The following is a 14,473-nucleotide window of genomic DNA, read 5'->3' as shown; positions in this document are numbered from 1 at the left end:
CTTTTGACTAAAAGTGCGAAATATCACAGATACTACTGATTGCTCACACAGGAATGTCATTGAAATGTGCTGCAAGTCGGTAAATAAGCAGCTTTAAACTTGGTGAGGGATGTTGGGGTGAGAGTGCTATGGCAAGAAAGCGTTAACAAAATAGGGCTGATTGCCCTATTTTGTTAACGGAATGCATCACAGTTCCTGTTCGAACAGCGTGAGAATGGCTTCAAACAGTTGGCGCGCGGTAAATGTGCTGGCTGGGGTGACGAAGATCGTATCATCACCGGCGATAGTGCCGAGGATCCCTTCGGATTTACCCAGGGAATCCAGCAAGCGCGCAATTAACTGTGCGGCGCCTGGGCTGGTATGGATCACCACGATGGCATCATTGTGATCGACATCCAGCACCAGATTCTTCAGCGGGCTGGTGGTGGTGGGTACACCGAGTTCCGCCGGAAGGCAATACACCATCTCCATTTTGGCATTGCGTGTGCGCACCGCGCCGAACTTGGTCAGCATGCGAGACACTTTGGATTGGTTAATGTTTTCGAAGCCTTCTTCTTGCAGCGCCAAAACGATCTCGCCTTGAGAACTGAATTTTTCTTCTTTCAATAACGCCTTGAACGCTTTGATCAGATCTTCCTGCTTTGCGGGATTACGCATTTTGCACCGTGGAATGTTGATAATGGATGCCATTATTATGCATATAAATGAATTTTTATGCAATCTTGGCGTGCCAAGAGCAAATAGTAACGTGCGGAAAATAAGGAAGGGCCGGGATTTTAACAAAATCCGTATCTCATGAATATGCCCTTTTGGCGTGGGAAACGAGTCAGCTCCCCGGTAAAGAAAATGTTATTAAAATGATGTTGTTCTGATGTTATGTAAGGGTGTAATGTAACGGCCGGTTAACTCGCCCGTGAAGAACCTCGCACTATTTTCGATTAGTGTGCGCTATGCCCTTAATGCGTAAGCTATTTAATCTAAAATGATCGCGACATCGGCCATTTTATTGCGCCAGCTCTAAAACCGACTGTTAATAGGTTGTTTTTAAAGGTGTAATAAATTAAGGGCCGAGGCCAAAGAATTCACGGCGCTTTTATATTTAAGATAATAAAGGAGTATAGGATGAAAGTTGCAGTTCTCGGTGCTGCTGGCGGTATCGGCCAGGCCCTCGCCCTTCTACTCAAAACCCAGCTTCCTTCAGGTTCTGAACTCACCCTCTACGACATTGCCCCTGTTACCCCAGGCGTTGCCGTTGACTTAAGCCACATCCCAACCGCAGTTAAAATCAAAGGCTTCAGTGGTGAAGATGCGACTCCTGCGCTGCACGGTGCCGATGTGGTGCTGATTTCTGCCGGTGTTGCTCGTAAGCCTGGTATGGATCGTTCAGATTTGTTTAATGTGAACGCCGGTATCGTGCGTAACCTGATCGAGCAAGTGGCTAAAACCTGCCCGAAAGCCTGCATCGGTATCATCACCAACCCGGTGAATACCACGGTGGCGATTGCCGCAGAAGTGCTGAAGAAAGCCGGTGTTTACGACAAAAATAAACTGTTTGGCGTTACCTCGCTGGATATTATCCGCTCCAACACCTTTGTGGCTGAGCTGAAAGGTAAAAAGCCGGAAGAGCTGGAAGTGCCGGTCATCGGTGGTCACTCTGGCGTTACCATTCTGCCACTGCTGTCGCAGATCCCAGGCGTGAACTTTACCGCGCAGGAAGTGGCTGATCTGACCAAGCGTATCCAGAATGCGGGTACCGAAGTGGTTGAGGCTAAAGCCGGTGGCGGTTCAGCGACCCTGTCTATGGGCCAGGCGGCGGCACGTTTCGGCCTGTCTCTGGTGCGTGCGCTGAGCGGTGAGAAAGGCGTGGTGGAATGTGCCTATGTTGAAGGTGACGGCAAATATGCTCGCTTCTTCGCACAACCCCTGCTGCTGGGCAAAAACGGTGTTGAAGAACGTAAAGACGTCGGCGCTCTGAGCGCGTTCGAGCAACAAGCGCTGAACGAAATGCTGGACGTGCTGCACAAAGATATCGAACTGGGCGAAAAATTTATCAATAACTGATAGCGCCAGTTCGATTAGCTTTACAAAAGCCGCCGGAACAACAGTCCGGCGGCTTTTTTTATTTGTCTCATGATTTGATACGGCTTTTTCGATCCAGCAAACGTTGTGTGTGCGGATCAAAATACCGGCTTGGCCAAATTTCCGCAGGATGAACATTCAATGCGTCGGCAATCAGCCATTCTCCTTTCGGCCAGGGGCGTGACAGCGCATTGGCAAGGGTAGATGAGCTTAGCCCTGCCTCGCGTGAAACCGCTGCCAATGTCGTCCCTCTCTTCTTTAATGCCGCTATTACGTCTGCTGGATGCCAGTCTGGGTTCCGTGAATTCATGTTTACATTCCTTTTTTGATTAGAGAAAGTTCTGTTAGTGGTATAACTAACAGGTCAGAATTAATCGTTTGAACAACATGAAGCGCTTATTCAGAAACCAGAATACCACTAAGTTTCTAAAAAACATCTTATGGTTTCTGAAAAATTTGTTTTGCCACACTATTGTCCAGAGATAATGGCTATGAAAAACGAGTGGTTTGCTGCCAAGGAGCTTACAGGCATCGCAGGATTACCTTCTTCTACACAGGGAATCAATCTGATGGCGCGGCGCGAAGGCTGGGTCAGCCGCCGTCGTAAAGGCGTACAGGGAAAGGCGTTGGAATATCATGTCGACAGCTTGCCCAGCGGCGTGAGGAAACTGTTGATACTGCGGGAGGAACCGGCGGCCTATGAGGTGGAGCGGCAGGATCCTTTGGCGGTCTGGATTGAATATTATTACCATCTGTCAGACAGCGAACGGGCGCAGGTGATGGCGTTTCTGATGCGCGAAGGTGTCGGCAGTTTGCTGGTGTGGATCGCCGAGCAGAACAAGTAGCGCACGGCGCTGTATATAACATTCATCCCTGCTGCAAGCTGTGTTCAGTGCGGCTTTCGTTTTACCTTCTCTATGAGTCAATAAGCCTGGCTTGAGTTATCGCCGGGTAATTTTCTTACGCGGCAACTCTATAATGAATGGTGTGACTAACGGAGGGGCATTAATCGTTTGTTCCACTGGAACTCATTAATGCAGAGAATTAATAGGCCTGTAATCCAGGCCTATTTGAATATTAGGAAAGAGGTATTTCTTAAAAATCGCGTTGAACGGCCAGATGGGCTAATCCTTCCAGCGCCGCACGATGTGGCGATTTCGGCAGCACCTGCAAGGCGGCAATCGCTTTGTCCGCTTCTTCTTCCGCGCGTTGGCGGGTGTAGATCAGAGAACCGCACGCCTCCATGGCGGCCAGCACCGGTTCCAGCAGATGGCGGCCATTCCCCTGCTCAATGGCTGTGCGGATCATCGCTGACTGTTCCGCATTGCCATTGTGCATAGCGTGCAATAAAGGCAGCGTGGGTTTGCCCTCATTGAGATCGTCACCGGTATTTTTGCCCAGCGTGACCCCGTCGGCACTGTAATCGAGCAGATCGTCGATCAACTGGAACGCAGTACCCAGGTAGCGGCCATAGTCCTGCAATGCTTTTTCTTCTGCCTCACTGGCACCGGCAAGAATGCCCGATGACTGGGCCGCTGCTTCAAACAGGCGGGCGGTTTTGCTGTAGATCACCCGCATGTAGCTTTCTTCAGTAATGTCAGGGTCGTGCACGTTCATCAACTGTAGCACTTCGCCTTCGGCAATCACGTTGACGGCCTCAGACATCAGCGCCAGCACGCGCAGCGATTCCAGGCTGGTCATCATCTGAAAAGCACGGGTATAGATGAAGTCTCCAACCAACACGCTGGCCGCATTGCCGAACGCTGCGTTGGCGGTAGCCTTGCCACGGCGCATATCGGATTCATCCACCACGTCATCATGCAGCAGCGTGGCGGTGTGAATGAACTCGATCAGGGCTGCCACGGTAATATGTTTATCACCTTGATAGTGCAGCGCCCGCGCCGCCAGCACGGCGATCATCGGACGAATGCGCTTACCGCCACCGCTGATAATGTAATAGCCAAGTTGATTGATGAGCGTGACATCGGAATTCAACTGTTCGAGAATTGTTGCGTTCACGGCCGCCATATCTTGCGCGGTTAACTCAGTAATTTGTTCTAGGTTCATTGTATTTTTTCAGCTGTGTTTCTGTTCACCGCGATGAGATCGCTGCTCACATCGGTATAGGGCGGTCACTGTCGCCTTTGATTGTACTTGAAAAACGACATAGATAAACGCCATGAAAGAAACTGTGTTTTTTTTCTTCTTTTTTCACCTTCTGGCCCTATTCTGCACTTGTCATGCGCGGGATTATTGCGTAGAATTCGCGCCCTATTGTGAATATTTATAGCGCGCTCTGTACTGAACAGTTGGGCACGCGGAAAGCGGAGTTTTATATGTACGCGGTTTTCCAAAGTGGTGGTAAACAACACCGAGTAAGCGAAGGTCAAACCGTTCGCTTGGAAAAGCTGGACATCGCAACTGGTGAAGCGGTTGAGTTTGACCAGATTCTGATGATCGCTAATGGCGAAGATATCAAAATCGGCGTTCCTTACGTCGATGGCGGTAAGATCAAAGCTGAAGTCATTGCTCACGGTCGTGGCGAAAAAATCAAGATTGTTAAGTTTCGTCGTCGTAAGCACTACCGTAAGCAGCAGGGTCACCGTCAGTGGTTCACTGATGTTAAAATCACCGGCATCAGCGCTTAAGTTAGGAGAGCGGATTAATGGCACACAAAAAGGCTGGCGGCTCGACTCGTAACGGTCGCGATTCAGAAGCTAAACGTCTGGGCGTAAAACGCTTTGGCGGCGAAGCAGTACTGGCAGGCAGCATCATCGTTCGTCAGCGCGGCACCAAATTCCACGCGGGTACCAACGTGGGTTGCGGCAAAGACCACACTCTGTTTGCTTTGAAAGACGGTAAAGTCAAATTCGAAGTTAAAGGCCCGAGCAATCGTAAATTTATCAGCATCGAAGCTGAATAATTTTTCGAGCCTTACGAAATAGATGTAAGCCCCGCAATTCGTTGCGGGGCTTTTTACATTTATGGGTTGCTTGTATTCAGGCCCATAGGCATTAGGAAAAATGGAAACAAAACAGCAGGCTGGTATGGGAATTCTCCTGGCGCTTACCACCGCAATTTGCTGGGGGGCGTTGCCGATAGCGATGAAAGAAGTGCTGAAGGTGATGGAGCCCTTTACCGTCGTCTGGTATCGCTTTGCTTTCGCCGCTGTCGGTCTGGGCATGATTCTGGCGGTGCGTGGGCGTTTGCCATCGGTGAAAATATTTCGTCAGCCGCGCTGGTTGCTATTGCTGATTGTTGCCACGGCAGGATTGCTGGGCAATTTTGTGTTTTTCAGTTCTTCACTGCAATACCTGAGCCCGACGGCATCGCAGGTGATTGGCCAGTTGTCACCGGTTGGCATGATGTTCGCCAGCGTATTGATCCTGAAAGAAAGGATGCGAATCACCCAGGTGATTGGAGCATTGATGCTGATTTGCGGGCTGATGTTGTTTTTCAACGTCAGCCTGATTGAGATTTTTACCCGACTGACGGATTACACCCTCGGTGTTCTGCTGGGCGTGTGTGCCGCCATGGTTTGGGTGACCTACGGGGTGGCTCAGAAAGTGCTGCTGCGCCGATTGGCTTCGCCGCAAATCCTGGTCATGCTGTACACTTTATGTGCAATCGCGTTGTTCCCGCTAGCCAAGCCTGCGATGATTTTCCAACTCAGCCACTGGCAGTTGGCCTGCTTATTGTTTTGCGGGGCTAATACGCTGATTGGCTACGGTGCACTGGCAGAGGCGATGGCGCGTTGGCAGGCGGCGCAGGTGAGTGCGATAGTGACGCTCACCCCGTTGTTTACCCTGATGTTTTCAGATTTATTGGCGCTGGCCTGGCCGCAAGTATTCGCCGCCCCGACATTGAATGCTGTCGGTTATGTCGGTGCTTTTGTGGTGGTAGCAGGCGCCATGTTTTCCGCAATTGGTCACCGCTGGTGGCCGCGACGGGCAGAACCCAACCTGATTGTTTCTTTGAAGCAGTCCGGTGAATGATTTACGGAGACGGTAAATGAAGTTTGTAGATGAAGCGACGATCCTGGTGGTTGCAGGTGATGGTGGTAATGGCTGCGTCAGCTTCCGCCGCGAGAAATACATCCCGAACGGTGGGCCGGACGGCGGTGACGGCGGTGACGGCGGTGACGTCTACCTGCTGGCTGACGAAAATCTGAATACCCTGATCGATTACCGCTTTGAAAAATCTTTCCGTGCCGAACGTGGCCAGAACGGCCAGAGCCGTGACTGTACCGGTAAGCGCGGTCAAGACATTGTGATTAAGGTGCCGGTGGGCACGCGTGTGCAAGATCAGGGCACCGGTGAGATCCTCGGTGATATGACCCGCCATCAGCAGCGTTTGATGGTAGCAAAAGGCGGTTGGCACGGCTTGGGTAATAGCCGTTTCAAGTCCTCGGTAAACCGTGCTCCGCGCCAGAAAACCTTGGGTACCAAGGGTGAAATGCGCGACATTCTGCTGGAACTGTTGCTGTTGGCCGATGTTGGCATGCTGGGGCTGCCGAATGCCGGTAAATCGACGTTCATTCGTGCGGTGTCTGCTGCCAAGCCAAAAGTGGCGGACTATCCGTTCACCACGCTGGTGCCGAGCCTGGGCGTGGTGCGTATGGACAGCGAGCAGAGCTTCGTGGTTGCCGATATCCCTGGGTTGATTGAAGGTGCTTCCGACGGTGCTGGCCTGGGTATTCGCTTCCTGAAGCATCTGGAACGCTGCCGTGTGCTGCTGCATCTGGTGGATATTGCTCCGATCGATGAGTCCGATCCGGTAGAGAATGCCAAGATCATCATCAATGAACTGAATCAGTACAGCGAGAATCTGGCGCAGAAGCCACGCTGGCTGGTGTTCAATAAGCTTGACCTGCTGGATGCAGAAGAGGCCGCCGAACGCGCCAAGGCGATCGTAGAGGGCATGGGTTGGGAAGGTAAGTACTACATGATCTCCGCCGCTAACCGCGAAGGCGTTAATGCGCTGTGCTGGGACGTGATGAACTTTATCAACACCCAACCAAAAGCGATGGCGATTGAAGAAAGTGCGCCAGAGAAAGTCGAATTCATGTGGGATGACTACCACCGTGAGCAAATCGCTGAAGTGGAAGCCGAAGCGGAAGACGACTGGGATGATGACTGGGATGAAGATGACGACGAAGGTGTCGAAATCGTCTATCAGAAATAATTCTGTTCTGGTGTGATCAGGATGAATAAAGGGCCCAGCGATGCTGGGCTCTTTCATGGGTTTAGCACGTTATCGGGTATCCAGCACTGTGCGCTCAAACCACTGGCATCGGTACGGTTTTCAAGCCGCAGCCAACCGCGATGCAACTGTGCGATACGGATCACAATATTCAGCCCAAGCCCGCTGCCGCCGTAACGTTGATCCATCCGGCGAAATGCCTGCGTCAGCTCTCCGGCCTGTTCTGGCTTAATTCCAGGCCCTTCATCCAGCACCTGTAAGCGCTGCCCGCGATCTTGCGGGGTGAGTTGCACATGAATGGTGCTATTTTCCGGACTATAGCGGTGGGCATTCTCTACCAGATTACGCAACATCAGGCGCAGCAGGACCGGATCGCCATGGGTAGCGGCCTGAGCAGGCAACTGCCAGAGCAATTTCTGGCCGCGTTGGGCTGCCAACTCTTCCAGTTCTTCTTGCAGCGGTTGGATAACGTGGGTTACCCAGTCAAACTGCTGATAATGGCCACTGGCAAAATTCTGACCAGCGCGCGACAGCATCAGCAATTGCTCAACGACGTGCATCAACTGATCAATGCGGGCAATCAGTATCTTGCTTTCTTTAATCCCTTGTTGCTCCATCAGTTCCAGATGCAGGCGGATACCGGCCAGCGGCGTACGCAACTCATGGGCGGCATCGGCGGTAAATAGGCGTTCCTGCTGGATGGTGTGATCGAGGCGTGAAAACAGTTGGTTCAGCGCGCTGGTCACTGCAACCATTTCCAGACTGCTGTTACTCACGGGTAACGGCGTCAGGTTATCTGCGGAGCGTTTTTCTAACCGCTCCTGAAGTTGATTAAGCGGACGGGTAATCCAGCTGATGGCCCAGAAAGAGGCCAGCAGAGTCACGATCATCATGATCAGCGACGGGGCAAGCAATGAGGCGATGGCCTCGGTAATTTCGGTATTAACCCGTTCATTGCGCATTTTGGCGGACAGGGTTTCATCCACCAGAAAGCTGATTTGCTCCTGGCTTTCATGCCATAGCCAGAATGCACTGATAAGTTGGGTGACCAGAAGGATCAGCGCCAGCATCAGCAACAGACGGCGGCGCATACTGATCATGATGCGGGTTCCAGGCGGTAACCAATGCCGCGCACGGTGCGAATACGATCTTTGCCCAGCTTACGGCGCAGGTTATGGATGTGAACTTCGAGGGTGTTCGATCCCAGATCGTCATTCCAGGTATAGAGATCCTGTTGCAGCAACTCGCGATTGACGGTCTGACCGGCGCGCATCATCAGGCGTGACAGGATGGCGAACTCTTTTGGCGTGATATCGATCGACTGTTGTTGCAGATAGACCTGCTGGTTGGAGAGATTCAGCGTCAGATCGTCCTGTTGCAGCAGGTTATCGCTGTGGCCCTGATAACGGCGGAGCAGCGCTCGTACCCGGGCTTGCAGCTCAACCAAGGCAAAGGGTTTGATCAGATAATCATCGGCACCGGCATCCAGGCCGTCAACGCGATCTTCCAGAGCATCGCGCGCGGTCAGGATCAGCACCGGTAGGTCTATCTGCATACGTCGCCACTGGCGCAGCAGGCTGGCACCGTCGAGATCCGGCAGGCCAAGATCCAGAATCACCATGCTGTACTGACTGGTGACGATCAGGCTGTTGGCTTCGGCCGCCGTGGCGGCACAGTCACAGGCATAGCCTTCGTTTGATAAGGCCAATGCCAAGCCTTGCTGCAACAATTCATCGTCTTCAACAATCAGTAGTTTCATGCTGATTGATCCTCAATTGTTCTGATAAATATCGCGATACAATCTGCTTTCAAAACGGACTAACGGGGCGCGACGCTGCTTCTGATCTTCTGGTGGCACCGCGTAACCCGATAAGAATTGCACAAAGGCATAACGTTGGCCGCTGGCGGTGGTGATAAAACCTGCCAGATTATACACCCCTTGCAGAGCACCGGTTTTGGCAGAAACTTTGCCATCGACGCCCGCTTCATGCAGGCCACCGCGATAGCGCAGGGTACCGTCGTAGCCGGACAGCGGCAGCATGGAGATGAAATTCAACTCATTGTCGTGTTGGGCGATGTATTGCAGTGCCTGCATCATGGTAGCCGGTGTCAGCAGGTTGTGGCGCGACAGGCCCGAGCCGTCGACCACGATATTATTGCCTAAATCTACCCCGGCTTTTTGGCGCAACACTTGGCGCACGGCGTCAGCACCGGCACGCCAGGTGCCGGGAACGCCGAAACGCTCGTGCCCAATGGTGCGGAATACGCTGTCGGCGATCATGTTGTCGGATTTTTTCAGCATGATTTTCAGTAATTCGTGCAGTGGCGCAGACTGTGTCTGGGCAATCACCGTACCGGTCATGCCGGGCAAGGTCTGGCGCTTGAGATGACCACTTATCTGGATCCCTGCCTGCGTCAGTTCATCTTTCAGGATTGCACCGGCATAACTGGCACCGTCCTGAATGGCAAAGGCCAGCGGGAGCGGTTCGCTGCGCTGCGTCAGGCATCCGGTCAGCGTAAAGCGGTTCAACTCGCCTGGAACCACGTCCAGCTCACAATATTGTGCATCCGCAGAACCTTTCGCCAGCGTGCGTACCTGGCTGAACATATTGACCGGATAGAAAGAAGCAACGCGGATAAAGGCCATTTCACCGGGATTCGGCGCGCTGTAAAGCGATACCGAGAAGCAGTTGCGATCAACAATTGCCGCCGCTGGCGGGGCGCTGAAGCATTGGGTCATATCGTTCCACGGCCAGCCTGGAGCCTTATCGTGGCTGGCAAATACCGACGTATCGACCAGAACATCGCCGCGAATTTCACGCACGCCCTGCTTTTTCAGCACCGCCACCATATTGCGCAGGCTCTGACGCTTGAAGGTCGGATCGCCACTGAAACGGGCGATAAGATTACCGCGCAACACGCCATCCGTGATGTTGCCCTGGCTTTCCAACGTGGTAGTAAAACGGTAGTCAGGTCCGAGCTGTAACAACGCCGCCAGCGCTGTCAGCACTTTCTGAGTACTGGCCGGTAATGCCATTTGCTGTGAGTGATAATCGATCGTTGGCGCAGTGGCACCAATCTTCTGAACTATCAGGGCAAGGTTGGCCCCATCAGGCAAATATTGTGTGTAATCTTCGACCGGGGCCGCATTTGTATTAAGAACAAATGCACAGGCCAATGCACTGACAATTCGTGAAAAACGCATAATCTCGGGGTAACAGCTGGATAACGTGTTGCCATACTACGGTGCATTAAGGGAGAAAGTAAACGATGACCCTTAAGGAACTCTAGGCTAAAATGCATCTCAAAATGCAAAATCGATCCCGACTTGGGAGAAAATTCCGAGTCAGGTTTCTTTTGTTTATCGCCTGGAGACGGAAGGCGCAACGCCTGCCGTATTTTCATACGAACACGTCAGGATGACGGCTATTTGAACAGGAAAGATTTAGAGGTATTGAAACGATGAAACAGATTCCGATGACTTTATTTGGCGCAGAGCAACTGCGTGAAGAACTTGAATATCTGAAAGGCGTGCGCCGTCCGAAAATCATTTCAGATATCGCAGATGCGCGCGAGCATGGCGATTTGAAAGAAAACGCTGAATACCATGCAGCCCGTGAACAACAAGGGTTCTGCGAAGGGCGCATTCAGGAAATTGAAGCCAAACTGTCTAACGCGCAGGTGATCGATATCACCAAAATGCCTAATACTGGCCGCGTGATTTTTGGTTCTACCGTATCGATAATGAACCTGGAAAGTGAAGACGAAGTCACGTACCGTATCGTGGGTGATGATGAGGCTGATTTTAAAAAGAATCTTATTTCAGTCAATTCACCGATGGCGCGCGGTCTGATCGGCAAAGAGCAGGATGACGTAGTCGTCATCAAAACGCCGGGCGGCGACGTCGAATATGAAATCCTGAAAGTTGAATATCTTTAATTCTGGCACAATTGGTTAGATATTCAGCGGTGTTTTGTAAAGAAAAGAAAAAGGCCGCAAGCGGCCTTTTATCTGAGCTCGGTGCATGGCACCTTTTCCGTCAAACGGGCAGTGGATTAGCGCGGCAAAGTGATTTTGCGCTCTTTTGATGGGCGGTAAAGAATCAGCGTACTGCCGATCACTTGCACATTACAGGCACCCGTTTCACGCACAATAGCGTCGGCGATCAAGGTTTTAGTCTCGCGATCCTCGGCAGCAATTTTTACCTTGATCAGCTCATGATGCTCTAGAGCCTGTTCAATTTCAGCCAGCACCCCTTCGGTGAGACCGTTATTACCCAGCATGACAACCGGTTTTAACGGATGCGCTAGGCCTTTCAGGTGCTGTTTTTGTTTATTATTCAGATTCATTGTCTTTTTTGCTTAAGTTGGGATTGAAAACGGGTCATTCTACCGCCATCTCATGTATATCACCAAATCGGTCTGCACCGAATGGCGTCTACGTGAGCAGCGAACCTGACATAAGACTCTCTTTTAGGATAGTTGGAAAACGAGATGGCTAATAAAAAGCGTTCGGCTAGCTCCAGTCGCTGGTTACAAGAACACTTTAGCGATAAATATGTGCAACAGGCGCAGAAAAAAGGGCTGCGTTCTCGCGCCTGGTTTAAACTTGATGAAATACAGCAAAGTGACAAACTGTTTAAGCCGGGCATGACGGTAGTCGATTTGGGTGCGGCACCGGGTGGGTGGTCGCAATATGTCGTCACTCAGATTGGTGGTAACGGGCGTGTCATTGCCTGTGATATTTTGCCAATGGATCCTATTGTTGGTGTCGATTTCCTTCAGGGCGATTTTCGTGATGAACTGGTGCTCAAAGCGCTGTTGGAACGTGTAGGTGAAAGTAAGGTTCAGGTGGTCATGTCTGACATGGCGCCGAATATGAGTGGCACCCCGGCGGTCGATATCCCGAAATCGATGTATCTGGTGGAGTTAGCACTGGAAATGTGTCGTGATGTCCTCGCTCCAGGCGGTAGTTTCCTGGTGAAGGTGTTCCAGGGAGATGGTTTTGACGAGTACCTACGGGAAATTCGCTCCCTGTTTACGAAGGTTAAGATTCGTAAGCCAGACGCTTCCCGCGCACGTTCGCGTGAAGTGTACATTGTAGCGACAGGGCGGAAACTGTAGTACCCTAACGCTGTTTGTTAACACAGTTGTAATATGAGGTTAATCCCTTGAGTGACATGGCGAAAAACCTAATTCTCTGGTTAGTCATCGCGGTAGTATTGATGTCTGTATTCCAGAGCTTTGGGCCCAGCGAGTCTAATGGCCGTAGGGTGGATTACACTACCTTCATGTCCGAACTGACCCAAGATCAGATTCGTGAAGCACGAATTAATGGTCGTGAAATCAATGTTATTCGTAAAGACAGTAACAAATACACGACCTACATCCCTGTCAACGATCCGAAACTGCTGGATACGTTGTTAACCAAGAATGTCAAAGTTGTCGGTGAACCACCGGAAGAACCGAGTTTGCTGGCTTCGATCTTTATCTCCTGGTTCCCGATGCTGTTGCTGATTGGGGTCTGGATCTTCTTTATGCGGCAAATGCAGGGCGGCGGCGGCAAGGGCGCGATGTCCTTCGGCAAGAGCAAGGCCCGTATGCTGACGGAAGACCAGATTAAAACTACTTTTGCAGATGTCGCGGGTTGTGACGAAGCAAAAGAAGAGGTGAGCGAACTGGTGGATTACCTGCGTGAACCGAGCCGTTTCCAGAAGCTGGGCGGTAAGATCCCGAAAGGCGTGCTGATGGTTGGCCCTCCAGGTACCGGTAAAACCCTGCTGGCGAAAGCGATTGCCGGTGAGGCCAAAGTGCCGTTCTTCACCATTTCCGGTTCTGATTTCGTCGAAATGTTTGTCGGCGTGGGGGCTTCCCGCGTACGTGACATGTTCGAACAGGCTAAAAAAGCAGCGCCGTGCATCATCTTTATCGATGAAATCGACGCCGTAGGTCGCCAGCGTGGCGCGGGTCTGGGCGGTGGTCACGATGAACGTGAACAAACGCTGAACCAGATGCTGGTCGAAATGGACGGCTTTGAAGGTAACGAAGGCATTATCGTGATTGCGGCAACCAACCGCCCTGACGTGCTTGACCCTGCGTTACTGCGCCCAGGTCGTTTTGACCGTCAGGTGGTGGTGGGTTTACCAGACGTACGTGGCCGCGAGCAGATCCTGAAGGTGCATATGCGCCGTGTGCCGTTGGCTGCGGATATTGATGCCTCTGTGATTGCGCGTGGTACTCCGGGCTTTTCCGGTGCTGATTTGGCCAACCTGGTCAACGAAGCGGCACTGTTTGCAGCGCGTGGCAGCAAGCGCGTGGTGTCGATGGTTGAGTTCGAAAAAGCTAAAGACAAAATCATGATGGGTGCGGAACGTCGCTCCATGGTGATGACCGAAGCGCAGAAAGAATCTACCGCGTATCACGAAGCGGGCCACGCAATCATTGGTCGTTTGGTTCCTGAGCACGATCCGGTGCATAAAGTTACGATTATTCCTCGTGGCCGTGCGCTCGGCGTGACCTTCTTCCTGCCGGAAGGGGATAGCATCAGTTACAGCCGTCAGAAACTGGAAAGTATGATTTCCGTGGCCTACGGTGGCCGTTTGGCTGAAGAGTTGATTTATGGTGTGGATAACGTCTCCACCGGTGCTTCTCAGGACATCAAACAGGCAACAACCATTGCCCGTAATATGGTGACCCAATGGGGGTTCTCGGAAAAACTGGGGCCGTTGCTTTACGCAGAGGAAGAAGGCGAAGTCTTCTTGGGGCGTTCAGTTGCCAAAACCAAACACATGTCAGACGAAACTGCGCGGATTATTGACCAGGAAGTTAAGGCATTAATTGAACGTAACTATCAACGCTCCCGGCAGTTGCTGGCCGAAAACATGGACATCATGCATGCCATGAAAGACGCCTTGATGAAGTACGAAACGATTGATGCGCCTCAGGTTGATGATCTGATGAATCGCCGTGAAGTGCGCCCGCCAGCCGGTTGGGACGATGCTGCGAAGAATAACAGCTCCGACAATGGTGGTGCGCCAAAAGCACCGACGCCGGTTGATGAGCCGCAGACGCCAAACCCAGACAATCCAATGTCTGAACAGCAACAGCTCGACAAATAACGTCGGCTGTGTAATAAAATCGACCCCGGCTAAGTCCCTGTCTTTCATACACAAATCCCTCGATTCTCATCGAGG

The 14,473-nt window shown here is 51.8% G+C and carries 16 protein-coding genes; 9 read left to right on the top strand and 7 right to left on the bottom strand.

Annotated elements, in window-relative coordinates; all coding sequences use genetic code 11:
* Positions 1–186 precede the first annotated feature (186 nt).
* Positions 187–657 carry a transcriptional regulator ArgR gene (argR, locus tag ACX9GT_RS22865; RefSeq protein WP_459401008.1) on the bottom strand — a complete coding sequence of 157 codons (471 nt, stop codon included), beginning with the start codon at positions 655–657 and terminating at the stop codon, positions 187–189.
* Positions 658–1,122: 465 nt separating this feature from the next.
* Between argR and mdh the strand changes: the two genes are divergently transcribed.
* Positions 1,123–2,061 (top strand): malate dehydrogenase, encoded by a 939-nt coding sequence (mdh, locus tag ACX9GT_RS22860; RefSeq protein WP_473188858.1) that lies wholly within the window; start codon positions 1,123–1,125, stop codon positions 2,059–2,061.
* Between the two features lie 67 nt (positions 2,062–2,128).
* On the opposite strand, the gene ACX9GT_RS22855 is transcribed toward mdh, so the two are convergent.
* Positions 2,129–2,389 (bottom strand): helix-turn-helix domain-containing protein, encoded by a 261-nt coding sequence (locus ACX9GT_RS22855; protein WP_459401010.1) that lies wholly within the window; start codon positions 2,387–2,389, stop codon positions 2,129–2,131.
* A 181-nt stretch (positions 2,390–2,570) separates the two neighbouring features.
* Here ACX9GT_RS22855 and ACX9GT_RS22850 point away from each other — a divergent pair, with 181 nt between their 5' ends.
* Positions 2,571–2,924, top strand: coding sequence for a DNA-binding protein (locus ACX9GT_RS22850; RefSeq protein WP_473188857.1), 354 nt, complete (start codon positions 2,571–2,573; stop codon positions 2,922–2,924).
* A 250-nt stretch (positions 2,925–3,174) separates the two neighbouring features.
* Here the strand turns inward: ACX9GT_RS22850 and ispB are convergent, their stop codons facing one another.
* Positions 3,175–4,146, bottom strand: coding sequence for an octaprenyl diphosphate synthase (gene ispB, locus ACX9GT_RS22845; protein WP_473188856.1), 972 nt, complete (start codon positions 4,144–4,146; stop codon positions 3,175–3,177).
* Positions 4,147–4,415: 269 nt separating this feature from the next.
* On the opposite strand from ispB, the gene rplU reads away from it, so the two are divergent.
* From rplU to cgtA, 4 genes are all read left to right on the top strand, one after another.
* Positions 4,416–4,727 (top strand): 50S ribosomal protein L21, encoded by a 312-nt coding sequence (gene rplU, locus ACX9GT_RS22840; RefSeq protein WP_459401012.1) that lies wholly within the window; start codon positions 4,416–4,418, stop codon positions 4,725–4,727.
* A 17-nt stretch (positions 4,728–4,744) separates the two neighbouring features.
* Positions 4,745–5,002: a 50S ribosomal protein L27 gene (gene rpmA / locus ACX9GT_RS22835; RefSeq protein WP_004933559.1), complete on the top strand. Its 258-nt coding sequence runs from the start codon at positions 4,745–4,747 to the stop codon at positions 5,000–5,002.
* A 100-nt stretch (positions 5,003–5,102) separates the two neighbouring features.
* Positions 5,103–6,074 carry a DMT family transporter gene (locus ACX9GT_RS22830; RefSeq protein ID WP_473188855.1) on the top strand — a complete coding sequence of 324 codons (972 nt, stop codon included), beginning with the start codon at positions 5,103–5,105 and terminating at the stop codon, positions 6,072–6,074.
* A 16-nt stretch (positions 6,075–6,090) separates the two neighbouring features.
* Positions 6,091–7,263 carry an Obg family GTPase CgtA gene (cgtA, locus tag ACX9GT_RS22825; protein WP_473188854.1) on the top strand — a complete coding sequence of 391 codons (1,173 nt, stop codon included), beginning with the start codon at positions 6,091–6,093 and terminating at the stop codon, positions 7,261–7,263.
* 53 nt (positions 7,264–7,316) lie between these two features.
* Here the strand turns inward: cgtA and pmrB are convergent, their stop codons facing one another.
* Genes pmrB through dacB form a run of 3 tightly spaced genes read right to left on the bottom strand, consistent with a single transcriptional unit; the run spans position 7,317 to position 10,486 of the window.
* Entirely contained in the window at positions 7,317–8,381 is a 1,065-nt protein-coding gene (gene pmrB, locus ACX9GT_RS22820) for a two-component system sensor histidine kinase PmrB (RefSeq protein ID WP_473188853.1), read from the bottom strand.
* Positions 8,378–9,040 carry a two-component system response regulator PmrA gene (pmrA, locus tag ACX9GT_RS22815; RefSeq protein WP_473188852.1) on the bottom strand — a complete coding sequence of 221 codons (663 nt, stop codon included), beginning with the start codon at positions 9,038–9,040 and terminating at the stop codon, positions 8,378–8,380. Before pmrA ends, pmrB begins: the two co-directional genes overlap by 4 nt.
* A gap of 12 nt (positions 9,041–9,052) precedes the next feature.
* Positions 9,053–10,486: a serine-type D-Ala-D-Ala carboxypeptidase gene (gene dacB, locus ACX9GT_RS22810; protein ID WP_473188851.1), complete on the bottom strand. Its 1,434-nt coding sequence runs from the start codon at positions 10,484–10,486 to the stop codon at positions 9,053–9,055.
* Between the two features lie 257 nt (positions 10,487–10,743).
* Here dacB and greA point away from each other — a divergent pair, with 257 nt between their 5' ends.
* Positions 10,744–11,220: a transcription elongation factor GreA gene (gene greA / locus ACX9GT_RS22805; RefSeq protein ID WP_473188850.1), complete on the top strand. Its 477-nt coding sequence runs from the start codon at positions 10,744–10,746 to the stop codon at positions 11,218–11,220.
* 116 nt (positions 11,221–11,336) lie between these two features.
* On the opposite strand, the gene yhbY is transcribed toward greA, so the two are convergent.
* Positions 11,337–11,630: a ribosome assembly RNA-binding protein YhbY gene (gene yhbY, locus ACX9GT_RS22800; RefSeq protein WP_411753768.1), complete on the bottom strand. Its 294-nt coding sequence runs from the start codon at positions 11,628–11,630 to the stop codon at positions 11,337–11,339.
* Positions 11,631–11,774: 144 nt separating this feature from the next.
* Here yhbY and rlmE point away from each other — a divergent pair, with 144 nt between their 5' ends.
* Both rlmE and ftsH read left to right on the top strand, forming a co-directional pair.
* A complete protein-coding gene (gene rlmE / locus ACX9GT_RS22795) occupies positions 11,775–12,404 on the top strand; it encodes a 23S rRNA (uridine(2552)-2'-O)-methyltransferase RlmE (RefSeq protein ID WP_473188849.1) in 630 nt (209 codons plus the stop codon).
* 56 nt (positions 12,405–12,460) lie between these two features.
* Complete coding sequence (gene ftsH / locus ACX9GT_RS22790; protein WP_473188848.1) at positions 12,461–14,398, top strand: ATP-dependent zinc metalloprotease FtsH; 1,938 nt, start codon at positions 12,461–12,463, stop codon at positions 14,396–14,398.
* Positions 14,399–14,473 lie beyond the last annotated feature (75 nt).

This window comes from Serratia sp. YWN4 (assembly GCF_055790845.1).
This window is presented reverse-complemented; position numbering and strand designations above follow the sequence as displayed.